Origin of the sequence: Kribbella sp. VKM Ac-2569, from assembly GCF_004216905.1 — a bacterium.
Taxonomy (GTDB): Bacteria; Actinomycetota; Actinomycetes; order Propionibacteriales; family Kribbellaceae; genus Kribbella.
This window is the reverse complement of the sequence record NZ_SGXJ01000003.1, coordinates 1,155,997-1,181,004: the sequence shown is the minus strand read 5'-3', so window position 1 is coordinate 1,181,004 and position 25,008 is coordinate 1,155,997. Positions and strand designations below refer to the sequence as shown.

At 69.7% G+C, this 25,008-nt stretch carries 23 protein-coding genes; 19 read left to right on the top strand and 4 right to left on the bottom strand.

Annotation, left to right across the window (positions count from 1 at the left end; translation table 11 throughout):
• The first annotated feature begins 13 nt into the window (after positions 1–13).
• Genes sufC through EV649_RS25855 form a run of 4 tightly spaced genes read left to right on the top strand, consistent with a single transcriptional unit; the run spans position 14 to position 2,865 of the window.
• A complete protein-coding gene (sufC, locus tag EV649_RS25870; RefSeq protein WP_130386129.1) occupies positions 14–778 on the top strand; it encodes a Fe-S cluster assembly ATPase SufC in 765 nt (254 codons plus the stop codon).
• Positions 775–2,031, top strand: a complete 1,257-nt coding sequence (locus tag EV649_RS25865) for a cysteine desulfurase (protein ID WP_130386128.1) — start codon at positions 775–777, stop codon at positions 2,029–2,031. The genes sufC and EV649_RS25865 overlap by 4 nt, the downstream gene beginning before the upstream one ends.
• Before the next feature lie 2 nt (positions 2,032–2,033).
• On the top strand, positions 2,034–2,492 hold the full coding sequence (gene sufU / locus EV649_RS25860; protein ID WP_130386127.1) for a Fe-S cluster assembly sulfur transfer protein SufU: 459 nt from the start codon (positions 2,034–2,036) through the stop codon (positions 2,490–2,492).
• Positions 2,485–2,865 carry a metal-sulfur cluster assembly factor gene (locus EV649_RS25855; RefSeq protein ID WP_130386126.1) on the top strand — a complete coding sequence of 127 codons (381 nt, stop codon included), beginning with the start codon at positions 2,485–2,487 and terminating at the stop codon, positions 2,863–2,865. Before sufU ends, EV649_RS25855 begins: the two co-directional genes overlap by 8 nt.
• 53 nt (positions 2,866–2,918) lie before the next feature.
• Here EV649_RS25855 and EV649_RS25850 read toward each other — a convergent pair whose 3' ends face one another.
• The gene (locus EV649_RS25850) at positions 2,919–3,395 is read right to left on the bottom strand and encodes a quercetin 2,3-dioxygenase (RefSeq protein WP_130386125.1); all 477 of its coding nucleotides are present in this window, start codon (positions 3,393–3,395) and stop codon (positions 2,919–2,921) included.
• Between the two features lie 64 nt (positions 3,396–3,459).
• On the opposite strand from EV649_RS25850, the gene EV649_RS25845 reads away from it, so the two are divergent.
• Both EV649_RS25845 and EV649_RS25840 read left to right on the top strand, forming a co-directional pair.
• Positions 3,460–4,068, top strand: coding sequence for a TetR/AcrR family transcriptional regulator (locus EV649_RS25845; protein ID WP_130386124.1), 609 nt, complete (start codon positions 3,460–3,462; stop codon positions 4,066–4,068).
• Positions 4,065–4,673, top strand: coding sequence for an acVLRF1 family peptidyl-tRNA hydrolase (locus EV649_RS25840; protein WP_130386123.1), 609 nt, complete (start codon positions 4,065–4,067; stop codon positions 4,671–4,673). The genes EV649_RS25845 and EV649_RS25840 overlap by 4 nt, the downstream gene beginning before the upstream one ends.
• Here EV649_RS25840 and EV649_RS25835 read toward each other — a convergent pair.
• Genes EV649_RS25835 through EV649_RS25825 form a run of 3 tightly spaced genes read right to left on the bottom strand, consistent with a single transcriptional unit; the run spans position 4,670 to position 12,948 of the window.
• Entirely contained in the window at positions 4,670–5,260 is a 591-nt protein-coding gene (locus EV649_RS25835) for a hypothetical protein (RefSeq protein ID WP_130386122.1), read from the bottom strand. The genes EV649_RS25840 and EV649_RS25835 overlap by 4 nt on opposite strands.
• Before the next feature lie 3 nt (positions 5,261–5,263).
• Positions 5,264–5,803, bottom strand: coding sequence for a hypothetical protein (locus EV649_RS25830; RefSeq protein ID WP_130386121.1), 540 nt, complete (start codon positions 5,801–5,803; stop codon positions 5,264–5,266).
• Between the two features lie 44 nt (positions 5,804–5,847).
• On the bottom strand, positions 5,848–12,948 hold the full coding sequence (locus EV649_RS25825; RefSeq protein WP_130386120.1) for a hypothetical protein: 7,101 nt from the start codon (positions 12,946–12,948) through the stop codon (positions 5,848–5,850).
• Positions 12,949–13,094: 146 nt separating this feature from the next.
• Here EV649_RS25825 and EV649_RS25820 point away from each other — a divergent pair, with 146 nt between their 5' ends.
• The 13 genes from EV649_RS25820 (at position 13,095) to EV649_RS25760 (ending at position 24,985) form a co-directional block, all read left to right on the top strand.
• Positions 13,095–13,556, top strand: a complete 462-nt coding sequence (locus tag EV649_RS25820) for a hypothetical protein (RefSeq protein ID WP_130386119.1) — start codon at positions 13,095–13,097, stop codon at positions 13,554–13,556.
• Between the two features lie 52 nt (positions 13,557–13,608).
• Positions 13,609–14,343, top strand: coding sequence for a hypothetical protein (locus EV649_RS25815; protein ID WP_130386118.1), 735 nt, complete (start codon positions 13,609–13,611; stop codon positions 14,341–14,343).
• The gene (locus EV649_RS25810; protein WP_130386117.1) at positions 14,343–15,149 is read left to right on the top strand and encodes a hypothetical protein; all 807 of its coding nucleotides are present in this window, start codon (positions 14,343–14,345) and stop codon (positions 15,147–15,149) included. The genes EV649_RS25815 and EV649_RS25810 overlap by 1 nt, the downstream gene beginning before the upstream one ends.
• Positions 15,146–16,456 carry an ATPase, T2SS/T4P/T4SS family gene (locus EV649_RS25805; protein WP_130386116.1) on the top strand — a complete coding sequence of 437 codons (1,311 nt, stop codon included), beginning with the start codon at positions 15,146–15,148 and terminating at the stop codon, positions 16,454–16,456. The genes EV649_RS25810 and EV649_RS25805 overlap by 4 nt, the downstream gene beginning before the upstream one ends.
• Before the next feature lie 4 nt (positions 16,457–16,460).
• Positions 16,461–17,366 carry a type II secretion system F family protein gene (locus EV649_RS25800; RefSeq protein WP_130386115.1) on the top strand — a complete coding sequence of 302 codons (906 nt, stop codon included), beginning with the start codon at positions 16,461–16,463 and terminating at the stop codon, positions 17,364–17,366.
• Entirely contained in the window at positions 17,363–18,283 is a 921-nt protein-coding gene (locus tag EV649_RS25795; RefSeq protein WP_130386114.1) for a type II secretion system F family protein, read from the top strand. The genes EV649_RS25800 and EV649_RS25795 overlap by 4 nt, the downstream gene beginning before the upstream one ends.
• 100 nt (positions 18,284–18,383) lie before the next feature.
• Positions 18,384–18,602, top strand: coding sequence for a hypothetical protein (locus EV649_RS25790; protein WP_130386113.1), 219 nt, complete (start codon positions 18,384–18,386; stop codon positions 18,600–18,602).
• Positions 18,603–18,612: 10 nt separating this feature from the next.
• Positions 18,613–19,044: a TadE family protein gene (locus tag EV649_RS25785; RefSeq protein ID WP_130386112.1), complete on the top strand. Its 432-nt coding sequence runs from the start codon at positions 18,613–18,615 to the stop codon at positions 19,042–19,044.
• Between the two features lie 8 nt (positions 19,045–19,052).
• Positions 19,053–19,508, top strand: coding sequence for a TadE/TadG family type IV pilus assembly protein (locus EV649_RS25780; protein WP_130386111.1), 456 nt, complete (start codon positions 19,053–19,055; stop codon positions 19,506–19,508).
• Entirely contained in the window at positions 19,495–20,241 is a 747-nt protein-coding gene (locus EV649_RS25775) for a pilus assembly protein TadG-related protein (protein ID WP_198682672.1), read from the top strand. Before EV649_RS25780 ends, EV649_RS25775 begins: the two co-directional genes overlap by 14 nt.
• A 19-nt stretch (positions 20,242–20,260) precedes the next feature.
• On the top strand, positions 20,261–20,905 hold the full coding sequence (locus EV649_RS25770) for a hypothetical protein (RefSeq protein ID WP_241998640.1): 645 nt from the start codon (positions 20,261–20,263) through the stop codon (positions 20,903–20,905).
• Positions 20,906–21,013: 108 nt separating this feature from the next.
• A complete protein-coding gene (locus EV649_RS25765) occupies positions 21,014–21,943 on the top strand; it encodes a hypothetical protein (RefSeq protein WP_130386110.1) in 930 nt (309 codons plus the stop codon).
• A gap of 21 nt (positions 21,944–21,964) precedes the next feature.
• Positions 21,965–24,985, top strand: a complete 3,021-nt coding sequence (locus tag EV649_RS25760; protein ID WP_130386109.1) for a hypothetical protein — start codon at positions 21,965–21,967, stop codon at positions 24,983–24,985.
• Positions 24,986–25,008: the final 23 nt, after the last annotated feature.

Here is a 25,008-nt window from a genome sequence, read left to right as displayed (position 1 = left end):
TAGAAGAAACCTCATGGCGACACTCGAGATCCGCGACCTGCACGTGTCGGTCGACACCGAGAACGGCCCGAAGCAGATCCTGCGCGGCGTCAACCTGACCATCGCGGCCGGCCAGACGCACGCGATCATGGGCCCGAACGGTTCCGGCAAGTCCACCCTGGCCTACTCGATCGCCGGCCACCCGAAGTACAACATCACCAGCGGCACCGTCACCCTCGACGGCGAGGACGTCCTCGACATGAAGGTCGACGAGCGCGCCCGGGCCGGCCTGTTCCTGGCGATGCAGTACCCGGTCGAGGTGCCGGGGGTGTCGGTGGCGAACTTCCTGCGCACCGCGAAGACCGCGATCGACGGCGAGGCGCCGAAGCTGCGCACCTGGGTCAAGGACGTGAACAAGGCGCTGTCGGACCTGGACATGGACCCCACCTTCGGTCAGCGCAACGTCAACGAGGGCTTCTCCGGCGGTGAGAAGAAGCGCCACGAGATCGTCCAGCTGGAGCTGCTGAACCCGAAGATCGCGATCCTCGACGAGACCGACTCCGGTCTCGACATCGACGCGCTGAAGATCGTCTCCGAGGGCGTCAACCGGTTCGCGTCCCAGGGTGACAAGGGCGTCCTGCTGATCACCCACTACACGCGGATCCTGCGCTACATCAAGCCGGACTTCGTCCACGTCTTCGTCGACGGCCGCGTCGCCGAAGAGGGCGGACCGGAGCTGGCCGAGGAACTCGAGGCCAACGGCTACGAGCGCTTCCTGAAGGCGAGCACGAAGGCATGACCACCACCCGGACCTTCAGCAGCCCGCTGGACCTGCAGTCGGTCCGGGCGGACTTCCCGATCCTGTCCCGCGAGCTCGCGGGCGGATTCCCGCTGGTCTACCTGGACTCGGCGAACTCCTCGCAGAAGCCGCGCCAGGTGGTCCAGGCGATCGAGGACCACTACCTGGTGCACAACGCCAACGTCGCCCGCGCCATGCACCAGCTCGGTGCCGAGGCGACCGCGGCGTACGAAGGCGGCCGGGACAAGGTGGCCGCGTTCATCGGCGCCCCGAACCGGGACGAGATCGTCTTCACCAAGAACGCCTCCGAGGCGCTCAACCTGGCCGCGCACACGCTCGGCGCCTCGCTGAAGCCGGGCGACGTCGTGGTGATCTCCGAGATGGAGCACCACAGCAACATCGTCCCGTGGCAGCTCGCGTGCGAGCGGACCGGCGCCACCCTCAAGTGGTTCGGTGTGACCGAGGACGGGCGGCTGGACCTCAGCAACATCGAGGAGCTGCTGACCGAGAACACCAAGGTCGTCGCCCTCACCTGGGTGTCGAACGCGCTCGGCACGATCAACCCGATCACCGAGATCGCGACCAAGGCGCACGCGATCGGCGCGACCGTGGTCGTGGACGCGTCGCAGGCGGTCCCGCAGTTCCCGGTCGATGTGTCCACGCTGGGCGCCGACATCCTGGTCTTCACCGGTCACAAGGTCGTCGGCCCGACGGGGATCGGCGTGCTCTGGGGCCGGTACGAGCTGCTCGCCGAGCTGCCGCCCTTCCTCGGTGGCGGCGAGATGATCGAGGTCGTCCGGATGACCGGTTCGACGTACGCACCGCCGCCGGCCCGGTTCGAGGCCGGTACGCCGCCGATCGCGCAGGCGGTCGGACTCGGTGCGGCCGTCGACTACCTGTCCGGGATCGGGATGGACAAGATCGCCGCGCACGAGCACGCGATCGTCGAGTACGCGCTCGAGGGCCTGAAGACGGTCCCCGGCCTGACGCTGCTCGGGCCGACCGACGCGACGGACCACGGCGGCGCGATCAGCTTCGCGCTGGACGGCGTACATCCGCACGACGTGTCGACCGTGCTGGACACCCGGGGGATCGCGGTCCGGGCCGGGCACCACTGCGCGCGGCCGGTGCACGAGCGGTTCGGAATGCAATCGTCGACCAGAGCGTCTTTCTACCTGTACACGACTCCCGAGGAGGTCGACGCGCTCGTCGACGGGCTCGGATTCGTCCGATCGTTCTTCAAGGTGGACTGATAATGCAGCTCGACAGTCTGTACCAGGAGATCATCCTGGATCACTACCGCACCCCGCATCACGCGGGTCTCGCGGACCCGTACGACGTGGAGGTGCACCACGTGAACCCGTCCTGCGGGGACGAGGTCACGCTCCGGGTGGAGCTCGACGGCGACACGGTGAAGGGCGTCACGCATGACAGCGTCGGCTGCTCGATCAGCCAGGCGGCCACGTCGGTGATGTCGGACCTGGTGATCGGCAAGCCGGTGTCCGAGGGGATGGCGACGTACGAGAAGTTCCTCGAGCTGATGCAGGGCCGGGGGAATGTCGAGCCGGACGAAGAGGTTCTGGAGGACGGCGTCGCGTTCGCGGGCGTCGCGCAGTTCCCGGCCCGGGTGAAGTGCGCACTGCTGGGCTGGTCGGCGTGGCGGGATGCCACGGCGCAGGCCCTCGCAGCCAACGAAGGAGTGAAGAATGCCTGACCAGACCGACGAGAAGATCGAGCTGCCCGAGGTCGACCTCGAGGCTGCTCAGGCGGGCACGACGCCGCCCAAGGTCGAGGACGTCAACGAGGCCTTGAAGGACGTCGTCGACCCCGAGCTCGGCATCAATGTGGTCGACCTGGGCCTCATCTACGGCATCACCGTCGACGACACCAGTACGGCGATCATCGACATGACGCTGACGTCCGCGGCCTGCCCGCTGACCGACGTGATCGAGGACCAGACCCGGATGGCACTCGACGGCCTCGTGAACGACTTCCGGATCAACTGGGTCTGGATGCCGCCGTGGGGCCCGGAAAAGATCACCGACGACGGCCGCGACCAGCTGCGCGCGCTGGGCTTCAACGTCTGAGTGTTTCCGCAGTGGGAGAGCCCGGGTCAGGTGGCCCGGGCTCTCGCATCTGCTCAGAACGGTGGCGGTCCGACGATCTGGATGGCGCCGGTCTTCTCGGCGACGTCCCGGATCCGGTCGAAGTCGACCGGGATCGGCCGGCTTCCCTCCGGAGCGGGTTCGCTGGCGAGCCGGAAGAACGCCTCGTCCGTGCCCGGGGTCTGGAGCGTCAGGAGCCTGGTCGTCGGTGAGACGACCTTGAACGCGTGCGGCACGCCGCGGGGAATCACCGCGACTCCACCTGTCGACAGGTTGCGCTTCTTCCCGTCGAGGTCGAGCTGGATCTCCCCGTCGAGGAGGTAGAAGGTCTCGTCCGACGCGGGGTGGATGTGCAGCGGCGTGACCTTGCCCTGCTCGCCGGCCAACTCGAAGAGCAGGAACGCGCCTCCGGTCTCTTCCGAGGTCGCCAGCCAGGTGAGCAAACCGCCGCCGCTGAACCATTGCCGTTCGCCCTCGCCGTGATCGCGGACCGTCGCAGCCAGTGGTGTCATGTCGAATACCCCTCCCGTTCGTGGGACTCGAGTCCCATTACGAAAGTACGGTACCGTGTATGCCATGTCAACGGCGTACGAGCAGTCCGGACGGACCCGGCAGAAGCAGCGCACGCGCAACGACCTGATCGCCGCCGCTCGTGAGCTGATCACCGAGGGCGGGTCGGCCCCGACGGTCGAGGAGGCCGCGGCGGCTGCGTCGATCTCGCGGACGACGGCGTACCGGTACTTCCGCAGTCAGGCGGAGCTGCTCGCCGCCGCCCACCCGGAGGTCGAGCTCACGTCCTTGTTGCCGGCCGACAGCGGTGACGACCCCGAGACCCGGCTCGTCGCGGTCGCGGCGGCGTTCGTCAAGATTGTGCTGGAGTTCGAGCCGCAGCAGCGCACGATGCTTCGCCTGTCGCTCGAGCCGTCCGCACAGCCGGGTCAGCTGCCACTGCGGCAAGGACGTGGGATCGGCTGGTTCGAGGATGCGCTCTCCCCGGCCCGCGACAGGTTGTCCGAGGCTGCCGTCCACCGGCTCGCCGTCGCCGTGCGCAGCGCTGTCGGTATCGAGGCGCTGGTCTGGCTCGTCGACGTGGCCGGACTGAGCCGCGACGAGGCTGCGGACGTGATGCTGTCGTCCGCGCGCGCGATCGTGCGCGCCGGACTGTCCGAGGGGACTGACGCATGACGCGCACCGTTCACGTCGCGCCGGAGCGCTTGGACAGGTGGCTGACCGGCTTCGGCGAACGGCACGGTGAGGTCGTGTACGACGTGACGCCGACGAGCGTCACGTTGTCCGGGGAGGACGGCGAGTCCGCTGTCGTTACTGTGCCTTTCGAGCCCCTTGCGGAGTTGTCCCGCGCGGGGCTCGTGGCGCATGTGCTCACCGAACGACGGCTCGGCGTACTGCTCGTCCGGCGCGGTGGCTACGGCGCGGGAGTGTTTGCCGGCGGCAAGCTTGTCGACTCGAAGGTCGGGTCGCGGCACGTGCAGGGGACGACCAAGGCGGGTGGCTGGTCGCAGCAGCGGTACGCGCGCCGGCGGGACAACCAGGCACGTGAGGCGTTCGCGGCGGCCACCGAGGTCGCGGTACGGATCCTGGCGCCGGCGAAGCTCGACGTACTGGTGTGCGGGGGAGACCGGCGGGCCGTCGACACGGTGCTCGACGATCCCCGGCTGAAGGAGATCGCCGGGTTGGTGCGGCCGCCGTTCCTCGGCGTACCGGATCCGAAGCAGAAGGTCCTCGAGCAGGCCGGTGCGGACGCCCGCGCGATCCGGATCGACGTCGGCTAGGGCGCACCCTGGGCGTTCGGGCCGTGCAGCGCGCGGAAGTCCGCCAGCGTGCCGGTGTAGTACTCCAGGTCGTCGTCCAGCCGGGCGCGGCTGACCAGGTACGGATCGCGCGCCTTGGCGTCGGTGCCGAAGCTGGTCCAGATCTCCGAATCGGGGACCGTGTCGCCGCCGTTGGTACCTTCCGGCAGGGACTTCATCGCCTCCCGGATCGCCTCCGCGGCGAGTTCCCAGCCGAGCTCGACGTAATAACGCTCCCGGCCAGGTTGGCCGTCGTACGCCATGTCGGCCGCGATCGTCCGGTCGGCGTACAGGTGCCCGACGACCGCCCACTCCGCCGCGTCGACCAACTGCGACCGGCCCAGTCCCCAGTGCGCTCCGAGCCGCGTGGACGAGTGCTGGGACGAGTACGGGATGGTGATGTCGCCGATCGGCGACCGGTAGGTCCAGGCATCCGGGCCCTCGACGAGGTTGTCGCCGAGCTCGAAATCGGGAGCAGGCGCCAACACCTCACCGGGTTGTGGTCCGGCCTGCGCGGTCTCCAGCGCGACGTAGATCCGGGCTTCCCACAGGGTCCTTGCCATCGGCATCGGTTATCTCGCTCCTGTCTGGCTGATCTCTCTACCCAGCTCGGCGTACGCGTCCCGGGTCACCAGTAGCCGGTCCAGCCGGAAGCGCCCCGGCTCCGCGGCACGCACCGCCCGTCCCTGTGGTGTCCAGAACTCGTCCTCGGGTACGGCGTCCGCGCCGGCCGGGACGAACTTGATCACCTCGACCACTGCGGCCTGCGCGATGGCCAGCACCCTACCGGCCTCGACAGGATCCGTGGGAACGGCTGCCGCGGCGGTGTCGGCGACGTCCAGCCACTGGCCGGCGTCGAGGATCTCGGACGGCTCCGGACCTCCGAACGTCGGCCAGCCGCGCGGCGGCGTCTCGTGCGCCGGCAACCCGAACAGGTACTCGCGTTCGGCGGAACACCCCGGACAGATCGCGGCATAGCTGGACGCCAGGTCACCCTCGACTTGGACCAGTGCCTGTTCCCACTGCGCGTCGACCGACCCGCAGTCCGGGCACGGATGCAGCTCGAGGTACAGCTGCGCCTCGTCCCAGGTGCGCGCCACCGCGAATGCCATGAAGCCCCTCTCGTCCACCAGGTTCTGGAGTATCCATGATCGGCTCACGGCCCGGACAGCGACGGCCCGTGGCCGGTTTGTGCAATCGTCCGTCCGGCAGCGCCTCCCGGCGACGTACGCGCGCCTTGGTTCGACGCATGCGGCAGCGTCCGCGCGGCCGTCGTGTAGTCGAGTGCCTTGAGCACGTCCCGCGGCACGTTGGCCTTCTCCAGTGCGCCGGCCACCTTCGCGCTGAAGCTGCCGTCCGGTGACGACGTGTTGTAGAGCTCCCGGAGGTCGACCCGGCCCTCGGCCATCAGCGCCAGATTCGGGTGCAGGGTCGCGAACGCGGAGGCGAAACCGCCGTCGCGGTCGCCGAGCATGGTTCCGTTCGGCAGCGCCTGATACTTCCGCTCGGTGCCGTCGGCCTCCTGAACCAGCAGCACGATGGGCTTGCGCTCGGCCTTCGCGCGATCGAGGGCGTTCAGCAGCGGCCGGTACGGCTGGAAGACCGCGCCCGACTTGCCCTTCCCGTACTCGGTCGCCGTGATGTCCGGCGGCCCGAGCTCCTCCGGGACCGCCTGCAGCCGCGCGTTCGCCAGGACGGCGTCGAGGGACGCGCCGGTCTCCATCTGCCGGAGTCCCTCGAGGTACTGGTGCCGGAGCATCCGGACGAACATCTCGCCGCGCGCCAGGTCCGGCAGGTTGGTGGACTTCTTCACGACCGGCTCGCCGTGGCCGTTGTCGGTGGTCGTCCGGACCGTGGCGTCGTACACCACCGGGATCCGGACCGTGACCATCTGACCCTCGAGGAACCGGCTGGTCTCGAGCCGGGTGCCGTTGGCATCCGACGACTGCTCCTTGACCTGTTCGCCGATCGAGCCGCCGACCGAGACGAACCCGCCGTCGACGCCGCCGGACGCGGTGACCGGGGTCAGCCGGTTGCTGCTGCTGGACGAGCGGTACACCTCCTGCCGGCGCCAGACCCGGCCTGCCTGACCCTCGAGCGACGGTCCGTGCAGCTCCCAGCCGAGCGCGGTCGCGTTGATCTGGACGCTCACCATCGTCCGCCCGTTGCCCGGCTTTGCCATCGGCTGCAGCGCGATGCCTTCGCCGAGCAGCCGGCCGGCCTTGGCCTTCAGCGCGCTCGGCTTGAGGTTCGACCTGATCAGATGCCGGTACTCCGCCGTACCTCGCCGGCCGAGGACGCCGGGCTGCTCGAGATGGGCGGTCAGTTTCTCGGCCAGTTCGTTGCGCCGGGCGGCGCCCTTCGCGTGCAGCGCCGCCCGGATCGGGACGGCGCCTTCCGGGAGCCGGATCGGGCGGTGCTCGGCGCGTTCCTCCAGCTCCGGCTGTGGCTCGATCCGGGGGCCGTCCGTCAGGTCGCCGCGGGGGATCCACTGGACGATGTCCGCCCGGAGCTCCCGAGGTTCGGACACGCTGGTGACGTCGGCCGGGTCGATCCGGCCGAGCTTCCAGCGGGCGCTGGCCATCGCGGCCGCGCCGGCATTCCGGACCCTGACGACCTGGGTTGTGAACACGATCTTCTGATGCGTCTTGACCGGGTCGAAATGGCCCAACCGGTCGATCGCGGCGTTCTGCACGCCGTCGCCGCCCGTGTGGGACGTGGTCTGGTCCGTGGCGACCCCGCCGGAGCCATCGCCGAGAGCGGTGGGGGTCTTGCCCTCGACCCCGGCGGAGACGGTCACGGTGTGGGCGGCCGACCGGTCGAGTTGCTCGTAGTCGTAGTTCTGGTCGACGCTGCCGGCCTCCTCCTTCGGGATGTCGGGTTCGCCTTCGGGTGTGGTCGGGACGCCTTCGATGGTGCGCTCGCCCTCGTACCGGGCGTGCACCTGGACGAACAGGACGTCGGGCCGTTCCTGTCCCTGGATCGGCACCTCGATGGGAACCTCGAAGCCGTCCGCGCCGAGCATGTCCTCGAGGTGGCCGTGGAAGTTCCCTGGCTTCAGGTCGACGTCCAGGGCGCCCTGGAGCAGGCGGCTGGCGTCCCGCAGCCCGGGAGCGAGTTCGTCGACCTGCGGCTCCACCAGGGTCCGCAGGTCGACCCGGTGCGTGGTGCCTTCGACGGTGAGCGACTCGATCTTGGCAGCTCCCTGGCTCTCGTCGTACGCCTCGGAAGTGCTCATGACGCGGTGCTGCGCAGCCATCTCCTCGACCTGATCGGCCGTCGTGTCGAACTCCGTGGTGGCATTCGAGGCCTGCGCACGGGGTGCCCTGCTGTTCGCCCGCAGCTTCGCCGTCAGACTCTCGACCGTGTGCTCGGCGGCCAGGCCGGTGGTCACGCCGGCCTTCTCCCGCTGGTACCGACGCAGGAAGCCGGCCGCGACGCGGTGACTGATCGGCAGCCTGTCGTTCAGGTACCGCTCGGCGGCGTCGGACGCCACCCAGAGCGGTAGATCGAGCTTGCCGGAGGCGTACAGATCCAGCGCGCGCCGCTCGGCCATCGCCTTCTGGGCCAGGGCGTCCGGCAACGGGACGGACTTGATCACCTGACCGTTGTGCATGATGTCCGCGGTCATCTTGTGGCGCTCGATGAACTCGTGGTGCGTGCCCGGGTTGACCAGCAGTCGCTCGTCGCCGGACGTCTCGCTGGTCGTGGTGGACTGCGACCGGCCGCCGATGCGTCCGACCGACAGGTTGCCGGAGCGGGCGGAGCCGTCGGCCTCGACCAGGCCGCCACCGGCCTCCCCGCTGACGCCGCCGGACGCCGACGTACCCGACGTGGAGCCGACGTCGGTCATCGTGAAGTTGATGTCGACGGAGTTCTCCTGGCTCATCGCGACGTGGGTCAGGCTGACCGCCTCGCCGCGGATCACGATCTCGTACTCCTGCGGCAGGATCGTCCCGTCAGCGAGCGCATGAGCCGGGCTGCCGGGAGCACGGACCACCAGGAACGGCAGCCGGTACCTGCCGTTCATCCACTCGCGGTTCGCGACCAGGCTGGTCGGCGACAGGGCCTCGTGCAGTGCGGGCAGAGCAGTGGAGTCGGACCGGATCGCGGGGATCGCCGCGGACAGTTCGTCGGCTGGATCATGCCGGCGTCCATCGGCGTCGATGTAGCCGGCGTCCACCGCGACCGGGAACGCCTGCTCGACGGCCAGGTGGTGCGGCGCCTTCGGGTTCTTCTCGTACACCGGGGCGTCGGCACGGGTCATCGAGCTGTCGTACGCGACCTCCATACTGCCCCGGACGTTGGCGATCGGCTTGGCGTCGCCGCGGTCAGTCATCTCGGCGAACGTGATCCGGACGTCCTGCTTGAGCCGGTCGAGCGGTTCGGTGCTTTCGCTCAGGGTGACGTTGTTGACGCGCCGTCCCGCGGTATAGCTGAAGGTGCGGCCGAGCGCGTTCCGGCTGAACTTCAAGCCGATCTTGCCCATCCAGCCGCGGACACCTTCCGGCGGCGGGTTGGAGCCGCCGACCCCGGCGGACAGCGGCACCCCGCGGGACCGGCTCGACGTACGGCCGGTGGCCGCGGAGCTGATGCCGAGGAGTACGACGTTCTCGTTCGTGCTCGTCCCGGCGCCGGTGGTCTTGAACTCCTTGGTCGCCTCGTCGTAGTCCTGCGTGACCGACAGCCGGAACGGCCGCCAGCGCGGCGTGCCGGCGAAGCCGGTGTCCTCGAGCATCACGACCAGGCCGCCCTGACAGGCCTGGTTGATGCCGGCCTCGATCCGCGGCGCGCTGATCTGCTGCTCGATCCGCTCGCGGTTGGCCTCCTGCTGGGCGGTGGCCGGCTCCCCGGGCCGCGCGACCAGGCCCATCTTGGCCAGCTGCTCCAGCGCCTGACGCTGTGCTTGTTCGGCGCCCTTGAGGTTCTGCGGCAGTGCCTTGCCGACGCCGCGCAACTGGTTCTCGCCGCGACCCATCCACGGCGGCAGTTTCTGCGGCACGGTCGACGGCACGGCGTCGCCGCGCAGCAGCACGTGCCCGTTCTTGTCCACCTTGATGGTGCCGTCGTCTTCCCGCAGCACGGCGTCCTTGTCCGCGCGGCCACCCGCGCGCAGCAGGTCGTTCTCCGCGGCCCGCAGCAGCGCGCGGCACTCGCCGGTCTCGACGATCGGTGCGGCCTTGGGGTCCCCGACCTTGCGCAGCGTGGCGCGCACCCTGAGACCGACGAGCACGCCCTGCGTCGGGCCTTGGTTGCGGTGCACGGCAGGGGTGATCGTGGTCATGCTGAGGCTCTGGCCGCCCGACCGGGACACGTTGCGTCCGGCCGACGCGTTCGGCGACACGTTCACGCCGGAACCGCCGACGTTGTTGAGCGCGGCCGCAGCGGGCACCGGGCTCAGGTCGGAGGGCTTGCCCGGGAACGAGACCGACCCTGTGCCGGTGACCGACGCCGTGTAGGTCTGGCTCGCGTTGACGCCGGCGAAGTCGACGAGGACCTCTTCCTGCCACATCTCCGAGCTGGACTCACCGACGAGTTGGGCGTCGGCCCAGATCGGCTCGACCTCCCAGGTCAGGTCGTACTCCGTCTCGCCGCCGGTGGGGATCCGCCGGGTGACACCACCAGGCTGACTGAACTCGCGCAGCAGGCGGTGCGAGTCGTTGATCATCATGCCGGCGATGTGGTTGTACGAGACCCGATCCAGGTCGTCGTACTTCTGCTGTGCCTTCCGGACCAGGCGATCGGTGACGTCGTGCAGTCCGGTGATGCTGGTGACCGCGTGCCGCGGGAACTCACCGGTGACTTCCTGCCCGTGGCCGATCTCTGCCAGCGAAACGGTCTCGGCCGGCGGCTTCACCGTGTACGCGCTGGAGACCCACGTCTGCTGGCGGCCGGCGTCGACCGTCTCGACCGCCGACCAGGGCTCGGTGGGGGACGCCCGGACCTCGATCTGCCACTTGCCGGACCACTCGTAGAGGATCGACTCGCCGCGGTTGTCGTCGACCCAACCGGACTGGTGGTGGGCCGTGGCCCCGCTGTTCTCGGCGAGCGAGCGGCCGCGGGCCACCTCGACCTTCGGCGAGACGAGCTGCGCGGCGGCGTGGACCGGCGTACCGGGTGCGGCGAGCGCCAGGAACGCGCCGATGTTCACGCCGATGTTGACGTTCGTCGAGTGGGTGTCGGTCGTGCCGACGCTCGTGCCGCCCTCGCCGAGCGAACCCGACATCTGCTCGGCCATCGTGAAGTCGATGTCGTCGCGCTCGGTGAGGTCGTCCGGGATCAGCCGCAGCCGCACCTGGCGCAGCGAGGAGACGGCCGTGTCGGCGTCCTCGCCGACGCTGAACACCATGCCGTCGCGGGACATCAGCCGCCGGTACTGCGCGGCGGGATCCGGAAGCGGCCCGCGGTTCGACAGCTGTTCGCTGAACTTGTTCGCGGCCAGGACCCGGTTGATGTCGGCGACCGGCAGCTCGAGCTGATCGCCTTCCGGTACCCCGGTCCCCAGCAGTTCCTTGGCCGGCATCGCCTGGCCGAGGCTGCGTTCGTACACCGCCACCTGCTGCTTGGCGGCAGCGGCCAGATCGGCGATCCCGCTCTGCGAGCCGTCGGCGTCGATCTCCGTGAGGAGCGTCTGGTAGCCGGCCAGGGCCTGCCGCGCGTCGGCGGCGGCCTGCTCGTAGGCGCCGGCGATCTCGGTGTGCCGGCCGGCCTTGTTCCGCGCGGTCTGGGCCGCGACGCGCAGCTTTCGGGCCCGCTCGGGAGCGCCGCGGTCGCGTTGCCGGTCCTCGGCGCCGGCGTCTTTGTCGGACTTCCTGGCCTCTTTGGATGCGTCCCGGGAGCTGTTCCGCTTGTTCGACGCCTTGCTGTCGAGGTCCTCGACCGCGGCTCGGAGCGTCTCGATCTGGGTGACGACCTGAACGCGCAGGTGAGCGGGCGTGTTCCGGGCAGGCTTCGCCTCGGCCTCGGCGCGCGCGGCGGCCCGGCCTGCTGCCGTTGCCTCGGGGGTTGCGACTGCTCCGGCGGTCCAGGGGAGCGCGGGCTCGGAACCGCCGTGCCGGCGGATGGTCCGGGCCAGGCCTTCCAGGTCGCGCTCGAGCTCGGGGACGCTGCGCGGCCCGCTCGGATGCCCGTTCGCGAGCGTCTCGGCCCGCGCCTCGTGCCAGTCCACGAGCAGGCTCTGGAACGCGGCGTGGTCCGCGTGCAGCCGGCGGTCGCGGCGCTCATGGCCGAAGACGGACTTCAGCTTGCCGAGGACACCGCGGAGCCGGCCGGCCTCCGCGGCGGCGATCTCCTGCGACATCAGCGTCAGCTGGTGCGTCCAGACGTAGCGGACCTGTTCGTCACTGAGTCCGGGCGGAATCCGCAGTACGTGCGGTTCGTTCGCCGTACCGGCACGGATGATGCCCTGCCCCAGCGCGCCCAGGGTGGTGTCGCCGATCTCGACCCGGAACTGCTGCGGTACGGCGGAGCCCGTCATCTGCAGGAGGGCCTGACGCGCGTCGGGGTCGACAGCCGGACGGTCGGTCACCGCGGCGTCGAGCGCCTGGCGATCCATCGCGGCGAGCAGGTTCAGCGCGTGCAGGTCGGTCAGCTGCCCCTGCGAGCTCGGACGCGAGCCGACCGTCAGCCCGGTGCCGCGGATCTGCGAGGTCCAGACCCGGCGTCCTTCCGCTCTGCGGTGCCTGGTGCCGACCTGTGCGCGGTGGCGTCCGGCGCGCCGCGGTGCAGGCGGCGTACCCAAGCCGAGGAGCTCCGCGTCGCGGTTGATCGCGGCGGAGGCCGATACGAGCGCCGAGGTCGCGACGGCGTTCTGCGGGGTTGTGAGCCGGCTGAGGCGGGCAGCAGCCTCGGGGTCGTCCGGCGCCGCGCCGCTGAGGGCGACCCGGAGCATCGCGTCGGCCTCGGTACGACGGGACTGATCCAGCCCCGGCACCCGGAGGTACCGGTCGAGGGCGTCGACCGCACCGCGCGCGGGCAGCTCACCGCGGGCGCGGGCCACTTCGGTGCCGATCACGCTGACGGCCTCCGCCAGCAGCCGGTCGTCGCCGGCGCGGTCGGCCGCCCGGCGGTCGAGCAGCTCCTCGATCGCGCGCATCACGCGCGCGGCGAGCATGTCGTCGGGCGTGGTCAGCCGGACCCGGCCGTCCCGCAGTGGCACCGCCGAGGGGTGCAGGATCCCGAGCGCGTTTCCGACCGCCCAGCGAGCGCGAGCCGTCGGATCAGTGGCGGACAACGTCGGTGTAGTCAGCCGAATCACCCCTCCCGTTAAGTGCCCGGGTGATCACCAGTTGTCACCCGGACCCTCTGGTCCGGAATTTAGCAAACAATCGGTTACTTGCCAGCAACTCGATTCACCCGAACCGTTAACGATTTACGCCCAGCGGCGCACCTAGGATCAAGTCCATGTGGGAGAAGTTCGGTGACTCCGAGTGGAACATCCCCCAGGCGCGCAGCACAGTCGCCCAGTTGCGGCACCACGCCGGGGACGGCCGGGAGTACGACGGCATCGAACTGTTCCTCGCCCTCTGCGAGTACCTCGACCTGCTGCACGGCAAGCACGGATTCGACTACTTCTACACCGGCGCCGAGCAGGCAGCGCTGGCCGCCGCGGTCCAGGAGATGCGGGGCCCGGAGGTCGAGCCTGACCCGCGGTCGGAACGGCTCGTTCAGCCGGTCAACGCCGCCGTCACGCTGGTCGAAGGCCGGGATCTCGTGATCTGGCTGGAGGGACAGCCCGACTGGCAGCGGCAGATCGGCCTGTGCCTGCGCGCGATGTATGCCTATCTAGACCAGTTGTACGGCGGACCGGGAGCGTTCAACCAGCTGCTCAAGCCTGCCGAGCTGGAGCGGGTCGCGGCGCGGTAACGGGAGTGGCCTGCTGGCACGGATGGCACCTCGCTGCCATTACGGTATGCGGGTGAGTCTCTCGTCCTCCACGCGTAACTCTTCCCAAGGCGCCCGGGCAGCGGGCCGATCGACGGGTGGCGGTTCGACCCGCCTCCCGAGCGGCCGGGAACGCCGTCCTGCCCTGGCCGCGCTCGCGGTCATCCTGATCCTGCTCGGCGCCGCCGGATCGGCGCTGATCGCGCTGAACAGCGGCAACCGCTCCGACTTCGTGGCGATCTCGGTCGACGCGCTGCCACCGGGCAGCAAGCTCGAAGCGAAGGACCTCTCCCGGGGCGACCTGGCCGGTGCCACCGGTGGCCTGATTCCGTGGTCGGAAGCGGAGAAGTACATCGGCCGCTACACGAAGACCTGGATGTACAAGGACCAGTTCGTCACGCCGGAGAACCTGACCCAGGAGGGCGAGCAGCCGATCCCGGCCGGCGGCGCCCTGGTCGGTGTCAGCCTGGAGGCCGGACGCGCGCCGTCGGACGGGCTTCTCGTCGGCGACATCGTCAAGGTCATCCGCGTGCCGTCCGCCAACGCGGAGGGCGCCGCGGTGCCGTTGGTCAGTGCTGCCGAGGTGACCTCCACGGCCGGTGCGATCACCGACAGCAAGACGAGCGCGAACAGCTCTCTCAACGTGACGATCCTGATCCCCGCCGACGACATCACCACGGTTGCGGCAGCGGCCGCGGCCAAGACCCTGGTGCTGGTGAAGCTGGCGCCCGGCACCAAGCCGGACGTCGCACGCAACGGGGCCAACTGATGGCGCTGGTGGCGCTGGCGAGCGCGAAGGGCTCGCCCGGGGTGACCACGGCAAGCCTGGTCTTCGGTGCGCTCTGGCCGCGGCAGGTGCTGCTGGCCGAGTGCGACCCGGCCGGCAGTGACGTGGCGATCCGGATGACCGGACCGAGCGGAGCCGGCCTCAACTCCGATCGCGGCCTGGTCAGCCTCGCCGCCGCGAGCCGGAAGGGGCTGGGCGACGAGGTCATCCTCGCGCACAGCCAGCAGCTCGACGGCGGTCTCGACGTACTGCTCGGTGTGCGCTCGCCGGAGCAGGTCGGTGGCATGGGCGGTCTGTGGCACCCGCTCGGCATCTCGTTCAACCAGATGCATCACGGCGACGTACTGGCCGACTGCGGGCGGATCGGTGCGTCGTCGCCGCAGCTTCCGGTCATCCAGTCCGCACGCCTCGTCGTACTGGTGTGTTCGGCGACAGGCTCGTCGGTGGCGCACCTGCGGGAGCGGCTGTCCACGCTGGTGCACCATGTCGACGCACAGCTCGGCGTGGTCGTCGTGGCCGATCCGAAGCAGCGGGACGGCGTGAAGCAGGTCTGGTCCGTGCTGGACGCCATGTCGCTGCCGGTGCGGCACCGCTGGCACCTGGCGTACGACCCGATCGGTGCGGCGTTCTTCGACGGGCGGGGCCACGGCCGGCTCGACAAGACCCAGCTGATCCGGTCCGCGAGCGTCATCACCGCGGAGATGGCGTCCTTGGTCGCCGCTCCGCCGCCGCAGGACTTCGACATGGCCAACGCCGCGTTCCCGCCACCGCCCGGTGACTATCGATGAGCGCCGACCAGGAGCTGGTCCGGAAGCTGCGGGTGCAGGTCGCCGAGCGGCTGAACGAGCAGCGGCGCCGCGACCAGGTGAACGGCGTACCTCCGATGAGCGCGGAGGACGAGCGGGAGTACGCACGGTCGCTGATCGTGCAGGTGCTCGAGGACCACGCGCGGTACGAGCTGGCCGAGGGCCGGACGCCGCCGACGCCGGACGACGACGCGCAGATCGCCGGCGCGATCCACTCCGCGCTGTTCGGTGTCGGCCGGCTGCAGCCGCTGATCGACGACCCCGAGGTCGAGAACATCGACATCAACGGCTGTGACCAGGTCTTCGTGCAGTACGGCGACGGTCGCGAGGAGACCCCGGGGCCGGTCGCGGAGAGCGACGAGGAACTGATCGAGCTGATCCAGGTGCTGGCGGCGCACGCCGGTCTGACCAGCCGCCCGTTCGACTCGGCGAACCCGCAACTCGACCTGCGACTGCCCGACGGGTCCCGGCTGTCCGCCGTGATGGGCGTGACGTCCCGTCCGGCGGTGTCGATCCGGCGAGCCCGCCTCGGCAAGGTGTTCCTCAAGGACCTCGTGGCCAACGGAACCATCTCCGACGACGTCGGCTCGTTCCTGCGGGCCGCCGTCGCAGCGCGGAAGAACATCATGATCGCCGGCGCCACGAACTCCGGGAAGACGACGCTGCTGCGGGCACTGGCCAACGAGATCCAGCCGCACGAGCGGCTGATCACCGTGGAGCGCTCTCTCGAGCTCGGCCTCGGCGAGTTCAAGGACCTGCACCCGAACGTGGTCGCGTTCGAGGAACGGCTGCCGAACTCCGAAGGCGTCGGCGAGGTGACGATGGCCGACCTGGTCCGTCGTTCGCTGCGCATGAACCCGAGCCGGGTGATCGTCGGTGAGGTGCTCGGCGACGAGATCGTCACGATGCTGAACGCGATGAGCCAGGGAAACGACGGCTCGCTGTCGACGATCCACTCGAACAGCTCGATGGAGGTGTTCAACCGGATCAGCACCTACGCGATCCAGGCGACGGAGCGGCTGCCGATGGAGGCCACCCAGATGCTGATCTCCGGCGCGCTCGACTTCGTGGTGTTCGTCCGCAAGCACAACGACTACTCCCGCGGCGGCGGCCTCAGCCGGTACGTCGAGAGCATCCGGGAGGTCACCGGATGGGACGGTCGGGTGCTGTCCGGCGAGGTGTTCGCACCGGGTCCGGACGGCCACGCCGCGGCGCACGCGCCGATCGCGTGCATGGACGAGCTCGAGCACTTCGGGTACCAGCCGCTCGTGCACGGAACGTGGGCGTGACGCGATGAACGACCGGACTTTAGGAGCGCTGCTGTGCGGGGCGTTGGTGGGCGGCGCGGTGATGCTGCTGATCGTCGCGATCCGCGGTACCGAGCCGAAGGACGAGACACCGTCGCTGTTCCGCAATCGCAGCGTCGAGGCCCGCAAGAACATGATCCGGCTGGGTGTCGCCTTCGCGGTCGGCCTGCTCGTGCTGGTGGTGACCCGCTGGCTGGTGCTCGCGGTCGCTCTCGGCCTGCTCGCGGCGATGGCGGACCGCTTCTTCGGCGGTACCGGTGAGGAGCGCCGGGCGATCGACCGCCTGGACGCACTGGCCACCTGGACCGAGGCGCTGCGCGACACGATCGCCGGCGCGGTCGGCCTGGAGCAGGCGATCCCGGCCACCGCGGTGAACGCGGCACCCGCGATCAAGCCCAGCCTGAACCTGCTGGTCGACCGGCTGCGGATCCGTGAACCGTTGCCGTCGGCCCTGATGCGGTTCGCCGACGACCTGAACGACCCGTCCGCGGACCTGATCGTCGCGGCCCTGGTGCTGAACGCCCGGCTGCGCGGTCCCGGTCTGCGCGAGGTGCTGAGCGCGCTGGCCGATTCGGCCCGCGAGGAACTCGACGTACGCCGGAAGGTCGCAGCGGAACGTCGTTCGACCCGGCGCAGCGTCCAGGTGGTCGTCGCGATCACGCTGATCATGGCGGCCGGTCTCGTGCTGTTCAACTCGGCGTACATGGCGCCGTACACGAGCTTCGTCGGGCAGGTCGTGCTGGCCGTGGTGATCGGGCTCTACGCGCTCGGGCTGCTGTGGCTGCGGCGGCTGGCGAAGATCGAGGTACCGGACCGGTTCCTGATCGGCATCGCCGACGAGCACCGGCTGCCCCGGTCCGGCGACGAGCGGATGGAGACGGTGAGCGGATGACCTGGGCCTTCATTACCGGCGGCATCGCCGGGCTTGGTGTGTACGTCCTGGTCCGGATGTTCATCAAGCCGCGGGCCAACGTGCTGTCCACGATCGCGCGGATCGACGCGGGCCGCGGCGGGTACGTCGGCGGCGCCACCGCCAGCGCGGCCGGCGAGCGGGTGCTCGGCGGTGTGGACCGGGCCCGGGAGACCCTGGGCCGCCGGCTCGAGGCGGAGGCGAACGCGCGCGGCTGGGCGTTCGGCAAGCTCCGCCGCGACCTCGCGGTGATGAACCGGCCGTTCGCCGCGATGCTCGCCACCAAGGCGTTCTTCGCGCTCGGCGCGATGGTCTTCATCCCGATCGTGCTGTTCCTGTTCTCCGCGATCGGCATCACGGCGCCCGGGGCGGCCCCGGCGATCGTCACGCTGGCGTTCATGACGCTGGCGTTCTTCCTGCCCGACCTGGCGCTGCGCCAGGAGGCGGAGAAGCGGCGGCGCGACTTCCGGCACGTGGTCGGCAGTTTCCTGGACCTGGTCGCGATGAACCTCGCGGGCGGCCGCGGTCTGCCCGAGGCGCTGATGACGGCCTCGACGATCGGTGAGCACTGGGCGATGGCGCGGATCCGGCAGGCGCTGGCGAACGCGCGGCTGATCGGCATCACGCCGTGGGACGCGATGGCCCTGCTCGGCGAGGACCTGGGCGTCGAGGAACTGCGGGACCTGGCCTCGGCACTCGCGCTCGCCGGTGACGAGGGCGCGAAGATCCGTTCGTCGCTGCTCGCCCGGGCGGCGTCGCTGCGGCGCAAGGAACTCGCAGATGTGGAAGGCAAGGCGGGTGAGCGTTCCCAGTCCATGCTGGTCGCGCAGCTGGTCATGATCGCGGCCTTCTTCCTGTTCCTGGCCTTCCCGGCCGGCGTGGCCATCCTCGGAAGTTAGGCCGAACAGTGATGAGGGCAAGGGATCCGTTGGGCGGAGTTGTCCGTCGAACACGGCATACTGAGGCCTGCTTCGGCCTCACGATCTGGAAGGCATGTGGATGACCTCGGAGTTGATGTTCTGGCGGGCCATGGCCGGCTACGCGGTGGCGCGGGCGCAGGCCCAGCGGGCCCGCGCGCGGCAGGGCCACACCGAGATGGGCGCGTCCGCACTCGAGTGGGCGATCATCTCGGGGATCCTGGTCGTCGCCGCGCTGGCGATCGGCGTCGTGGTGAAGCGCGTCATCACCAAGCACACCGCCGATATCGACAAGGGCTGACGGAAGAACCATGCGGCTGGGGCGGAGACGAGGTCGGCGGAGACGGTCGGAGCGGGGGGTCAGCACACTCGAGCTGTCCATCCTCGCGCCGGCGATCATCGCGCTGATCTTCGTGTCGATCCAGACCGCGTTGTGGCTGTACGGGCGTTCCGTCGCGCTGAACGCGGCGCAGGAGGGCGTGTCCCGGCTGCGACTGGTGCAGCCGCTCGTCTACACCCCGGCCGTGGGGGAGAAGGTGCGGGCGGACGTCCAGTCGTACGCCCAGCAGCTCGGCGGTACGACGCTGCAGAACGCCACCGTCCCGTTCCCGGCGTACAACGACCCTGAAGGCGTGGTTTCGTTCACTGTCACCGGGCAAACCGTTTCGCTGGTGCCCGGCCTGGAGCTGAAGGTGACCCGGACCGCCACCGGGCGGATCGAACAGTTCGAAGCCGACAAGTGAGCGAGCAGATGACGAGCAGACCGGGGTCTCGCGGGCGGCACCGCCGTACCCGCGAGCGCGGCACGATGGCGCTGGAGATGGTGATCCTGGCGCCCGTGCTGTTGCTGCTGTTCATGTTCCTGCTGGCCTGCGGGCGGTACTTCCAGACGTCGTCGTTGCTGGAGAGCGCGGCCCGTGACGGTGCCCGGGGCGCGAGTCAGGCGCGGTCGCTGCAGGGTGCGCAGGCCCGCGTCGACGAGGCGGTCAACACGACGATGAGCCAGGCGGTGGCGTCCTGCAAGGAGTCCGCGGCGGGTTCGATCACCACCGGGTTCGTGGCCGGTTCGCCGTTGTCGGTCGAGGTCACCTGCACGATCAACTACCGCGATCTCGGCCTGCTCGGTCTGGGCGGCGACACCAAGATCACCAAGCGGTTCACGTCCTCGCTCGATCCGTACCGGGGGGTGCGCGGTGACGGCTCCTGAACGGAATCGCTCGCGTCTGGTCGAGTTCTTCCGGATCGATGCGCGACGCAACCATCGGCGGTTCGGCCGCGGCGCGCTGAGCCCGGCGGTCGCGATTCTCGCGGTGATGATCTTTACGCTGGCCGGCCTGGTGATCGACGGCGGCCGGCAGTTGGGCGCGCGGTCGCGTGCGGTCGGTTACGCGCAGGAGGCCGCGCGCGTCGGCGCCGCGGCCATCCAGTTGAACGTCGCCGAGGCGAAGATCGACACCGCCAAGGCAGCGACCGCGATCACGGAGTTCTGCGGCCAGGTGCGGTCGAACGACCCGGCGGTCACGGCGTGCGGGCCGACCACGCTGACCGACAAAGAGGTCGACATCCAGGTCGACATCGCCAACAAGGCGACGTTCCTCGGCCTGATCGGCAAGACCTCTCTGAAGGCCAGCGGCACCGGCCAGGCGCACGCCGAACAGGGCGTCGACAAGGCCGACGACAGCCCGACCATCCCGCCGATCGTCGTGAACCCGACCACCGACGGCCCCGGCGGGACGATCGACACCCCGCGGCCACCGACGATCGACCTGCCGTGCCCGACCTGGACTCTCGGCTCGCCGACCCCGATCTGGACCCTGTCGCCGTTCCCGTTCCCGGCCTCGTGCTCCCCGAACGTGACACCGACGCCGACCCCGTCCGAGACCCCGCCGACCGGCGAACCGTCAGGCCCCACAAGCAGCTCGCCGCCGAGCGGGCGCTAGACACCGGAGGATTCTGTCCGTGCGTAGGTTTGCCTTCCCGGCCTTTGCAGTGGTTGGTGTCCTGCTGTTGAGTGCCTGCAGCAAGGACGCCACCGACGGCGGCCGCCCGGTCCCGGTCGGCGGTGAGTCCGGTACGACGACGTCCAGCACGCCGTCCACAGCACCATCTTCTGAGCCGACGACGACCACCAAGCCGGCCACCACCGCCAAACCAACTGCACCGACCGCGAAACAAGTCATCGTCCAGGCAGGGAACTTCGCGTCCAACCCCGCCGTCCAAGGCCTCGTGACCAGCTACCCGCTGTACTTCCAGGCCCTAGTCACAAAGGACGACACAATCCTGAAGAAGCAGTTCCCGTCGTTCTTCTACGCCGATGTGTCGCAAGGGATCCAAGATGCCAAGCGCAATGGCTGGGTGATGAAGCCACCGGGCAGTGTGGTCGTGGTCGGAGCTCGGAGTACGCCGGACGACACCGTCGCGGTGCAGACGTGCCGCTCGCAGACCACGCAGTACTGGGACCCGAAGACGCGGAACTGGACCGTGGTGACGCCGAAGGGATCGCCCGAGGTGATCGAGATGATCAAGACGGGTGTCGGCTGGATGCCGTACCGGCTGGTGACCAGCAAGGGCGTGAACTGCGCGTCGGTCCACTACCCGGCCTAGACCGGAATAGAGATTTTGAGGTTGCGAAGAGGTGACGGGGCACTGGGTACCGGGCATGATGCCCCTGGTCGAAGATAATCTGCGGGAAGACGAGTCTGGGGAGTGAGGATGCACAACCGGGTAGGCCGCACACTGCTCACCCTGAGCGCCGTGCTCGCATTGCTCATGTCCGTCCCCGCGACGACCGCGTCCGCCGACACGATCCAGACCGGTAACTCCGTCTGCAGCATGTACGTGAACGCAGTCGGCTTCGGCGCCTACTGCAGCTCCGGGAAGGCGTACGTCGGTGACGGGACTCCACCGCCCACCTGGCGGGAGCGCCTGAACGGCCGGCCGTTCGTGCCGTGCCGTGACTTCGACATCCCCAAGGGCATTCGGTTGCCGCAGGCGCCGGAGGGCAAGACCTGGGTACTCCGGATCACGATCGCCGACTACGACCTGAACACGTACAACGGTGGTCCGAAGGCGCACCTCGAGCGGGCGTACATGCCGGTCGACGACGCGGAGCGTGCCCAGTGCCCGTTCCCGGACTACATGCAGCAGTTCTGGTGGCGGTTCGAGAGCAGCTACCCGGAGCCGGCGCTGCAGATCATGCCGACGTACACGCCGCGGGTGAACATCCCGGCGTTCTTCACGCTGACGCCCGACAGTTCGATGGTGCTGAAGCAGTCGGGTGACTTGAGCGGGTACTACGACCCGACGCACAACCTCACGATGCGCGGCATGGTCGTGGAACTGAAGATCGATCCCGGCGACGGCACCGGCCCGTTCACCTGTCCCGCGGGTGTCACGCCGGCGGATGACCCGGACGGGTACGACCAGTCGAAGGACCCGGATCATCAGCTCAACCCGTGCAAACACGTCTACAAGAAGTCCAGCGCGAGTCAGCCGGACGGCATGTACACGGTGAAGCTGACGATCACGTGGGAGGTCTCGTACTGGATCGGAAAGGGCACCGGCTGGCAGCCGATCGGAAGAGCGAACGTGACTGCTGTGCAACGGTTGCCTGTGCAGGAAGTTCAGGCCATTGGTGGCTGATGGTGGGGGTATGGAGGAGCGATGGTAAGGACGAATGAGCCGACGCAGGCGGCGCGGTTGCCGCAGCGGCGGCAGGGGAGTCCGGGCGCGGACCGGCTGAAGGGCTTCGTCGCGCTGCTCGCGATCCTGGCGATCGTCGGCGGCGTGCCGTACGTGCTGCTGCGATTCTTCGGTACGCCGTGGCCGGACAAGATGCCCAGCAAGAGCATGCTGTTCAGCGAGCTCAGCGTCGAGACGGTGCTCGGCATCATCGCGTTCTTCATCTGGGTCGCCTGGCTGCACTTCGTCGTCTGCCTGATCGCGGAGGCGGCCGCGGAGATCCGCGGTCACGGTCTTTCGCCACGCGTCCCGCTCGGCGGCGGCTCCCAGGTCCTGGCCCGCCGGCTGATCGGCACGGTCGTGCTGATCGCCGCGGGTGCCGGTGTCAGCCTGCCGGTCGCGAGCGCGGTCACCGCGAGCGGCCCGGCCGCTCCGACGTCCGTGAGCGCGCGGCACGGCAACGAGCAGTCCTCGACGTCACAGTTCCGTCAGACCGAGGCAGCCAGCACGGTGCTCAGCGGTAGCCATGGGAAGACGAGCGTCGGCGTACGGACGAACAACGATCACAAGGGTCAGGTCGTCAAGTACACCGAGGTCCGTCCGCCGCAGGGCCGGAACTACGACTGTCTGTGGGACATCGCGGAGCGGTATCTCGGTGAGGGTCGCCGGTACAAGGAGATCTACGACCTCAACAAGAACAAGCTGCAGCCCGACGGCCGTCGGCTGACCAACCCGGACCTGATCCTGCCGGGCTGGCAGGTGCGGCTGCCTGCTGACGCCAAGGGCCCGGGCGTGCACACCGTCCGCGTGAGCATAGGCGACCACACGACCACCAAGACCACCACCAAGACAACGGTCAGCACGAAGACGACGACCGAGACCAGGACCACGGCCAAGCCGAAGACGGCGGTCGAGAACAAGACCGAGACCCGTACGACGCCCGAGTCGAAGCCGGTCGGTCCGGGCCGCTACTCGGAGCAGGGCATCGAGAAGCCCTCGTCGGTCGGCATCGGCAGCGCGAAGAACGACCCGGGCGCGAAGAACGTCAAGCCGGGGGAGCCGAACGTCACGGTCGAGCCGCATGCCCCGGGAGCCGGCCACGAGCACGGCGAGCCGGCCGGCGGCGGTACCCAGGTGCCGGAGGCAACCCCGGTCGCGACCGACGACGGCATCAGCCTGAAGGACGCCGGCATCTTCGGCTTCGGCGCGACGCTGCTCGCGGCCGGCCTGGCGCTGGCGCTCAAGCGGCGCCGCGGCTGGGCTCAGGGCCCCGGCCCGAAGGCTGCCGGTCACCGGCAGACGGAGATCGGCCTGCGGCTCGCGTCGGACGTTCCGACCGCGCAGTTCGTGGACAACTCCCTGCGCAAGCTTGGCGCCGACATGACGCAACTGCAGCGACCGATGCCGAATGTGGTCGCCGCGCTGGTGACCGAGCGGTCGCTCACGCTGGTGCTCGACCCGTACGGCGCGCAGGCCGAGCCGCCCGGCCCGTGGCAGGCCATTGCCGAAGGCACCCGGTGGACACTGCGCCGCGGATACGGCCCGAGCGGTGAGGTCAACGCGCCGGCGCCGTACCCGACGCTGGTGACGGTCGGCCAGAACGCTGACGGCGCGACGGTGCTGATCGACCTCGACACCGCGAACGGGATCGTCGCGTTCGGCGGCGTGAACAACGCGTCCCGCGACGTGGTCGGTTCGCTCGCCGTCGAGCTGGCGACGAACCTGTGGTCCGAGGGCGCGCACATCAGCATGGTCGGGTTCGGCGACGACCTGTCGTCACTCGCGCCGACGCGGATGAGCTACTGGATCCGCCTCGACGACGCGATGGCCGAGGTCGTCCGCCGGAGCGAGGCGCAGCTGCAGGCCTGCCAGCGGCGGAACGCCGGTTCGGTCGCCGAGGCCCGGATGACGCATCCGGACGCGGCGCTGTGGGGCTCGGAGATCATCTTCGTGTCCGCGCCGCCGTCGCCGGAGGAGCAGGACCAGCTGAACCGCCTGGCCGCGGACACCAAGCGCAGCATCTCGGTGGTCGTGGTCGGCGACGTGATGAACTCGCCGTGGCGGTTCGTCGTGGACGAGAAGAACCAGGCCGTCTGCCGGCTGCTCGGCCTCGAGGTCGACGCGCACAGCGTCAACCCGGAGCAGTTCGCCGACCTGGTCGCGCTGTTCGACGCGGCCGAGTCGGACGCCCGCGACAAGCGGCGTTCCGAGCAGGACATGCCGGCGTACGAGTTCTCCACCACCGACCTGAGCCAGCCGGCGCCGGTCGAGGTCGACCTGCTCGGTCCGGTCGAGGTGGACGCCCGTGGGGTCATCGACGACGGCCGGGTCACGCTGTCGACGGAGATCATTGCGTTCCTGGCCAGCCAGGACTACGGCGTACACCCGAACGTGCTCGCCGGGGCGATCTGGCCGCGCGGCATCAGCGAGGAGCTGCGCGACGCGGCGCTGGAGCACACCCGGCGCTGGGTCGGCGTGGACGCGATGTACGCCGACGAGTCGGGTCGCTGGATGCTGAACCGCAGCGTCGTCCGGGTCGACTGGGACGTGTTCCGCACGCTGGCGAAGCAGGCCACGATGATCGACGACCCGCGTGGCCCGCTGTCAACGGCACTCAGCCTGGTGCACGGCCCGGCCTGGTCGAACCTGCCCGGCGGCCGCTACTCGTGGCTCGCCGCGTCCGGGATCGAGCGCCGGATGGCGGAGGCCGTCGTCGACGCCGCGCTGCGGCTCGCCGAGTCGTCCCTCAGCCACAACGACGGCAACCTGGCCCGCACCGCCCTCCAGACCGGCCTCAGCTTCTCGCCGGCCTCGGAGGAACTCTGGCGCGCCACCCTCCGCCTGGCTGCCCACTTCGGCACCACCGCGGACGTCACCAACGTGGCCGCCCAGATGTACGCCGCCCTCACCAGGCACGGCGGCCCCCGCGGCCCCGAGGCGGAAACCGACGCCCTCGTCGACGAACTCCTCCCCGGCTACCACCGCCCCGCCCAGGTCGCCTGACAGCTACCAACGAACCGCCCCGC

Excerpts from the sequence above, each read along its gene's own strand:
- sufC (WP_130386129.1), top strand. The coding sequence starts at position 14 with ATGGCGACACTCGAGATCCGCGACCTGCACGTGTCGGTCGACACCGAG.
- EV649_RS25865 (WP_130386128.1), top strand. The coding sequence starts at position 775 with ATGACCACCACCCGGACCTTCAGCAGCCCGCTGGACCTGCAGTCGGTC.
- sufU (WP_130386127.1), top strand. The coding sequence starts at position 2,034 with ATGCAGCTCGACAGTCTGTACCAGGAGATCATCCTGGATCACTACCGC.
- EV649_RS25855 (WP_130386126.1), top strand. The coding sequence starts at position 2,485 with ATGCCTGACCAGACCGACGAGAAGATCGAGCTGCCCGAGGTCGACCTC.
- EV649_RS25850 (WP_130386125.1), bottom strand. The coding sequence starts at position 3,395 with ATGACACCACTGGCTGCGACGGTCCGCGATCACGGCGAGGGCGAACGG.
- EV649_RS25845 (WP_130386124.1), top strand. The coding sequence starts at position 3,460 with ATGTCAACGGCGTACGAGCAGTCCGGACGGACCCGGCAGAAGCAGCGC.
- EV649_RS25840 (WP_130386123.1), top strand. The coding sequence starts at position 4,065 with ATGACGCGCACCGTTCACGTCGCGCCGGAGCGCTTGGACAGGTGGCTG.
- EV649_RS25835 (WP_130386122.1), bottom strand. The coding sequence starts at position 5,260 with ATGCCGATGGCAAGGACCCTGTGGGAAGCCCGGATCTACGTCGCGCTG.
- EV649_RS25830 (WP_130386121.1), bottom strand. The coding sequence starts at position 5,803 with ATGGCATTCGCGGTGGCGCGCACCTGGGACGAGGCGCAGCTGTACCTC.
- EV649_RS25820 (WP_130386119.1), top strand. The coding sequence starts at position 13,095 with ATGTGGGAGAAGTTCGGTGACTCCGAGTGGAACATCCCCCAGGCGCGC.
- EV649_RS25810 (WP_130386117.1), top strand. The coding sequence starts at position 14,343 with ATGGCGCTGGTGGCGCTGGCGAGCGCGAAGGGCTCGCCCGGGGTGACC.
- EV649_RS25805 (WP_130386116.1), top strand. The coding sequence starts at position 15,146 with ATGAGCGCCGACCAGGAGCTGGTCCGGAAGCTGCGGGTGCAGGTCGCC.
- EV649_RS25800 (WP_130386115.1), top strand. The coding sequence starts at position 16,461 with ATGAACGACCGGACTTTAGGAGCGCTGCTGTGCGGGGCGTTGGTGGGC.
- EV649_RS25795 (WP_130386114.1), top strand. The coding sequence starts at position 17,363 with ATGACCTGGGCCTTCATTACCGGCGGCATCGCCGGGCTTGGTGTGTAC.
- EV649_RS25790 (WP_130386113.1), top strand. The coding sequence starts at position 18,384 with ATGACCTCGGAGTTGATGTTCTGGCGGGCCATGGCCGGCTACGCGGTG.
- EV649_RS25785 (WP_130386112.1), top strand. The coding sequence starts at position 18,613 with ATGCGGCTGGGGCGGAGACGAGGTCGGCGGAGACGGTCGGAGCGGGGG.
- EV649_RS25780 (WP_130386111.1), top strand. The coding sequence starts at position 19,053 with ATGACGAGCAGACCGGGGTCTCGCGGGCGGCACCGCCGTACCCGCGAG.
- EV649_RS25765 (WP_130386110.1), top strand. The coding sequence starts at position 21,014 with ATGCACAACCGGGTAGGCCGCACACTGCTCACCCTGAGCGCCGTGCTC.
- EV649_RS25760 (WP_130386109.1), top strand. The coding sequence starts at position 21,965 with ATGGTAAGGACGAATGAGCCGACGCAGGCGGCGCGGTTGCCGCAGCGG.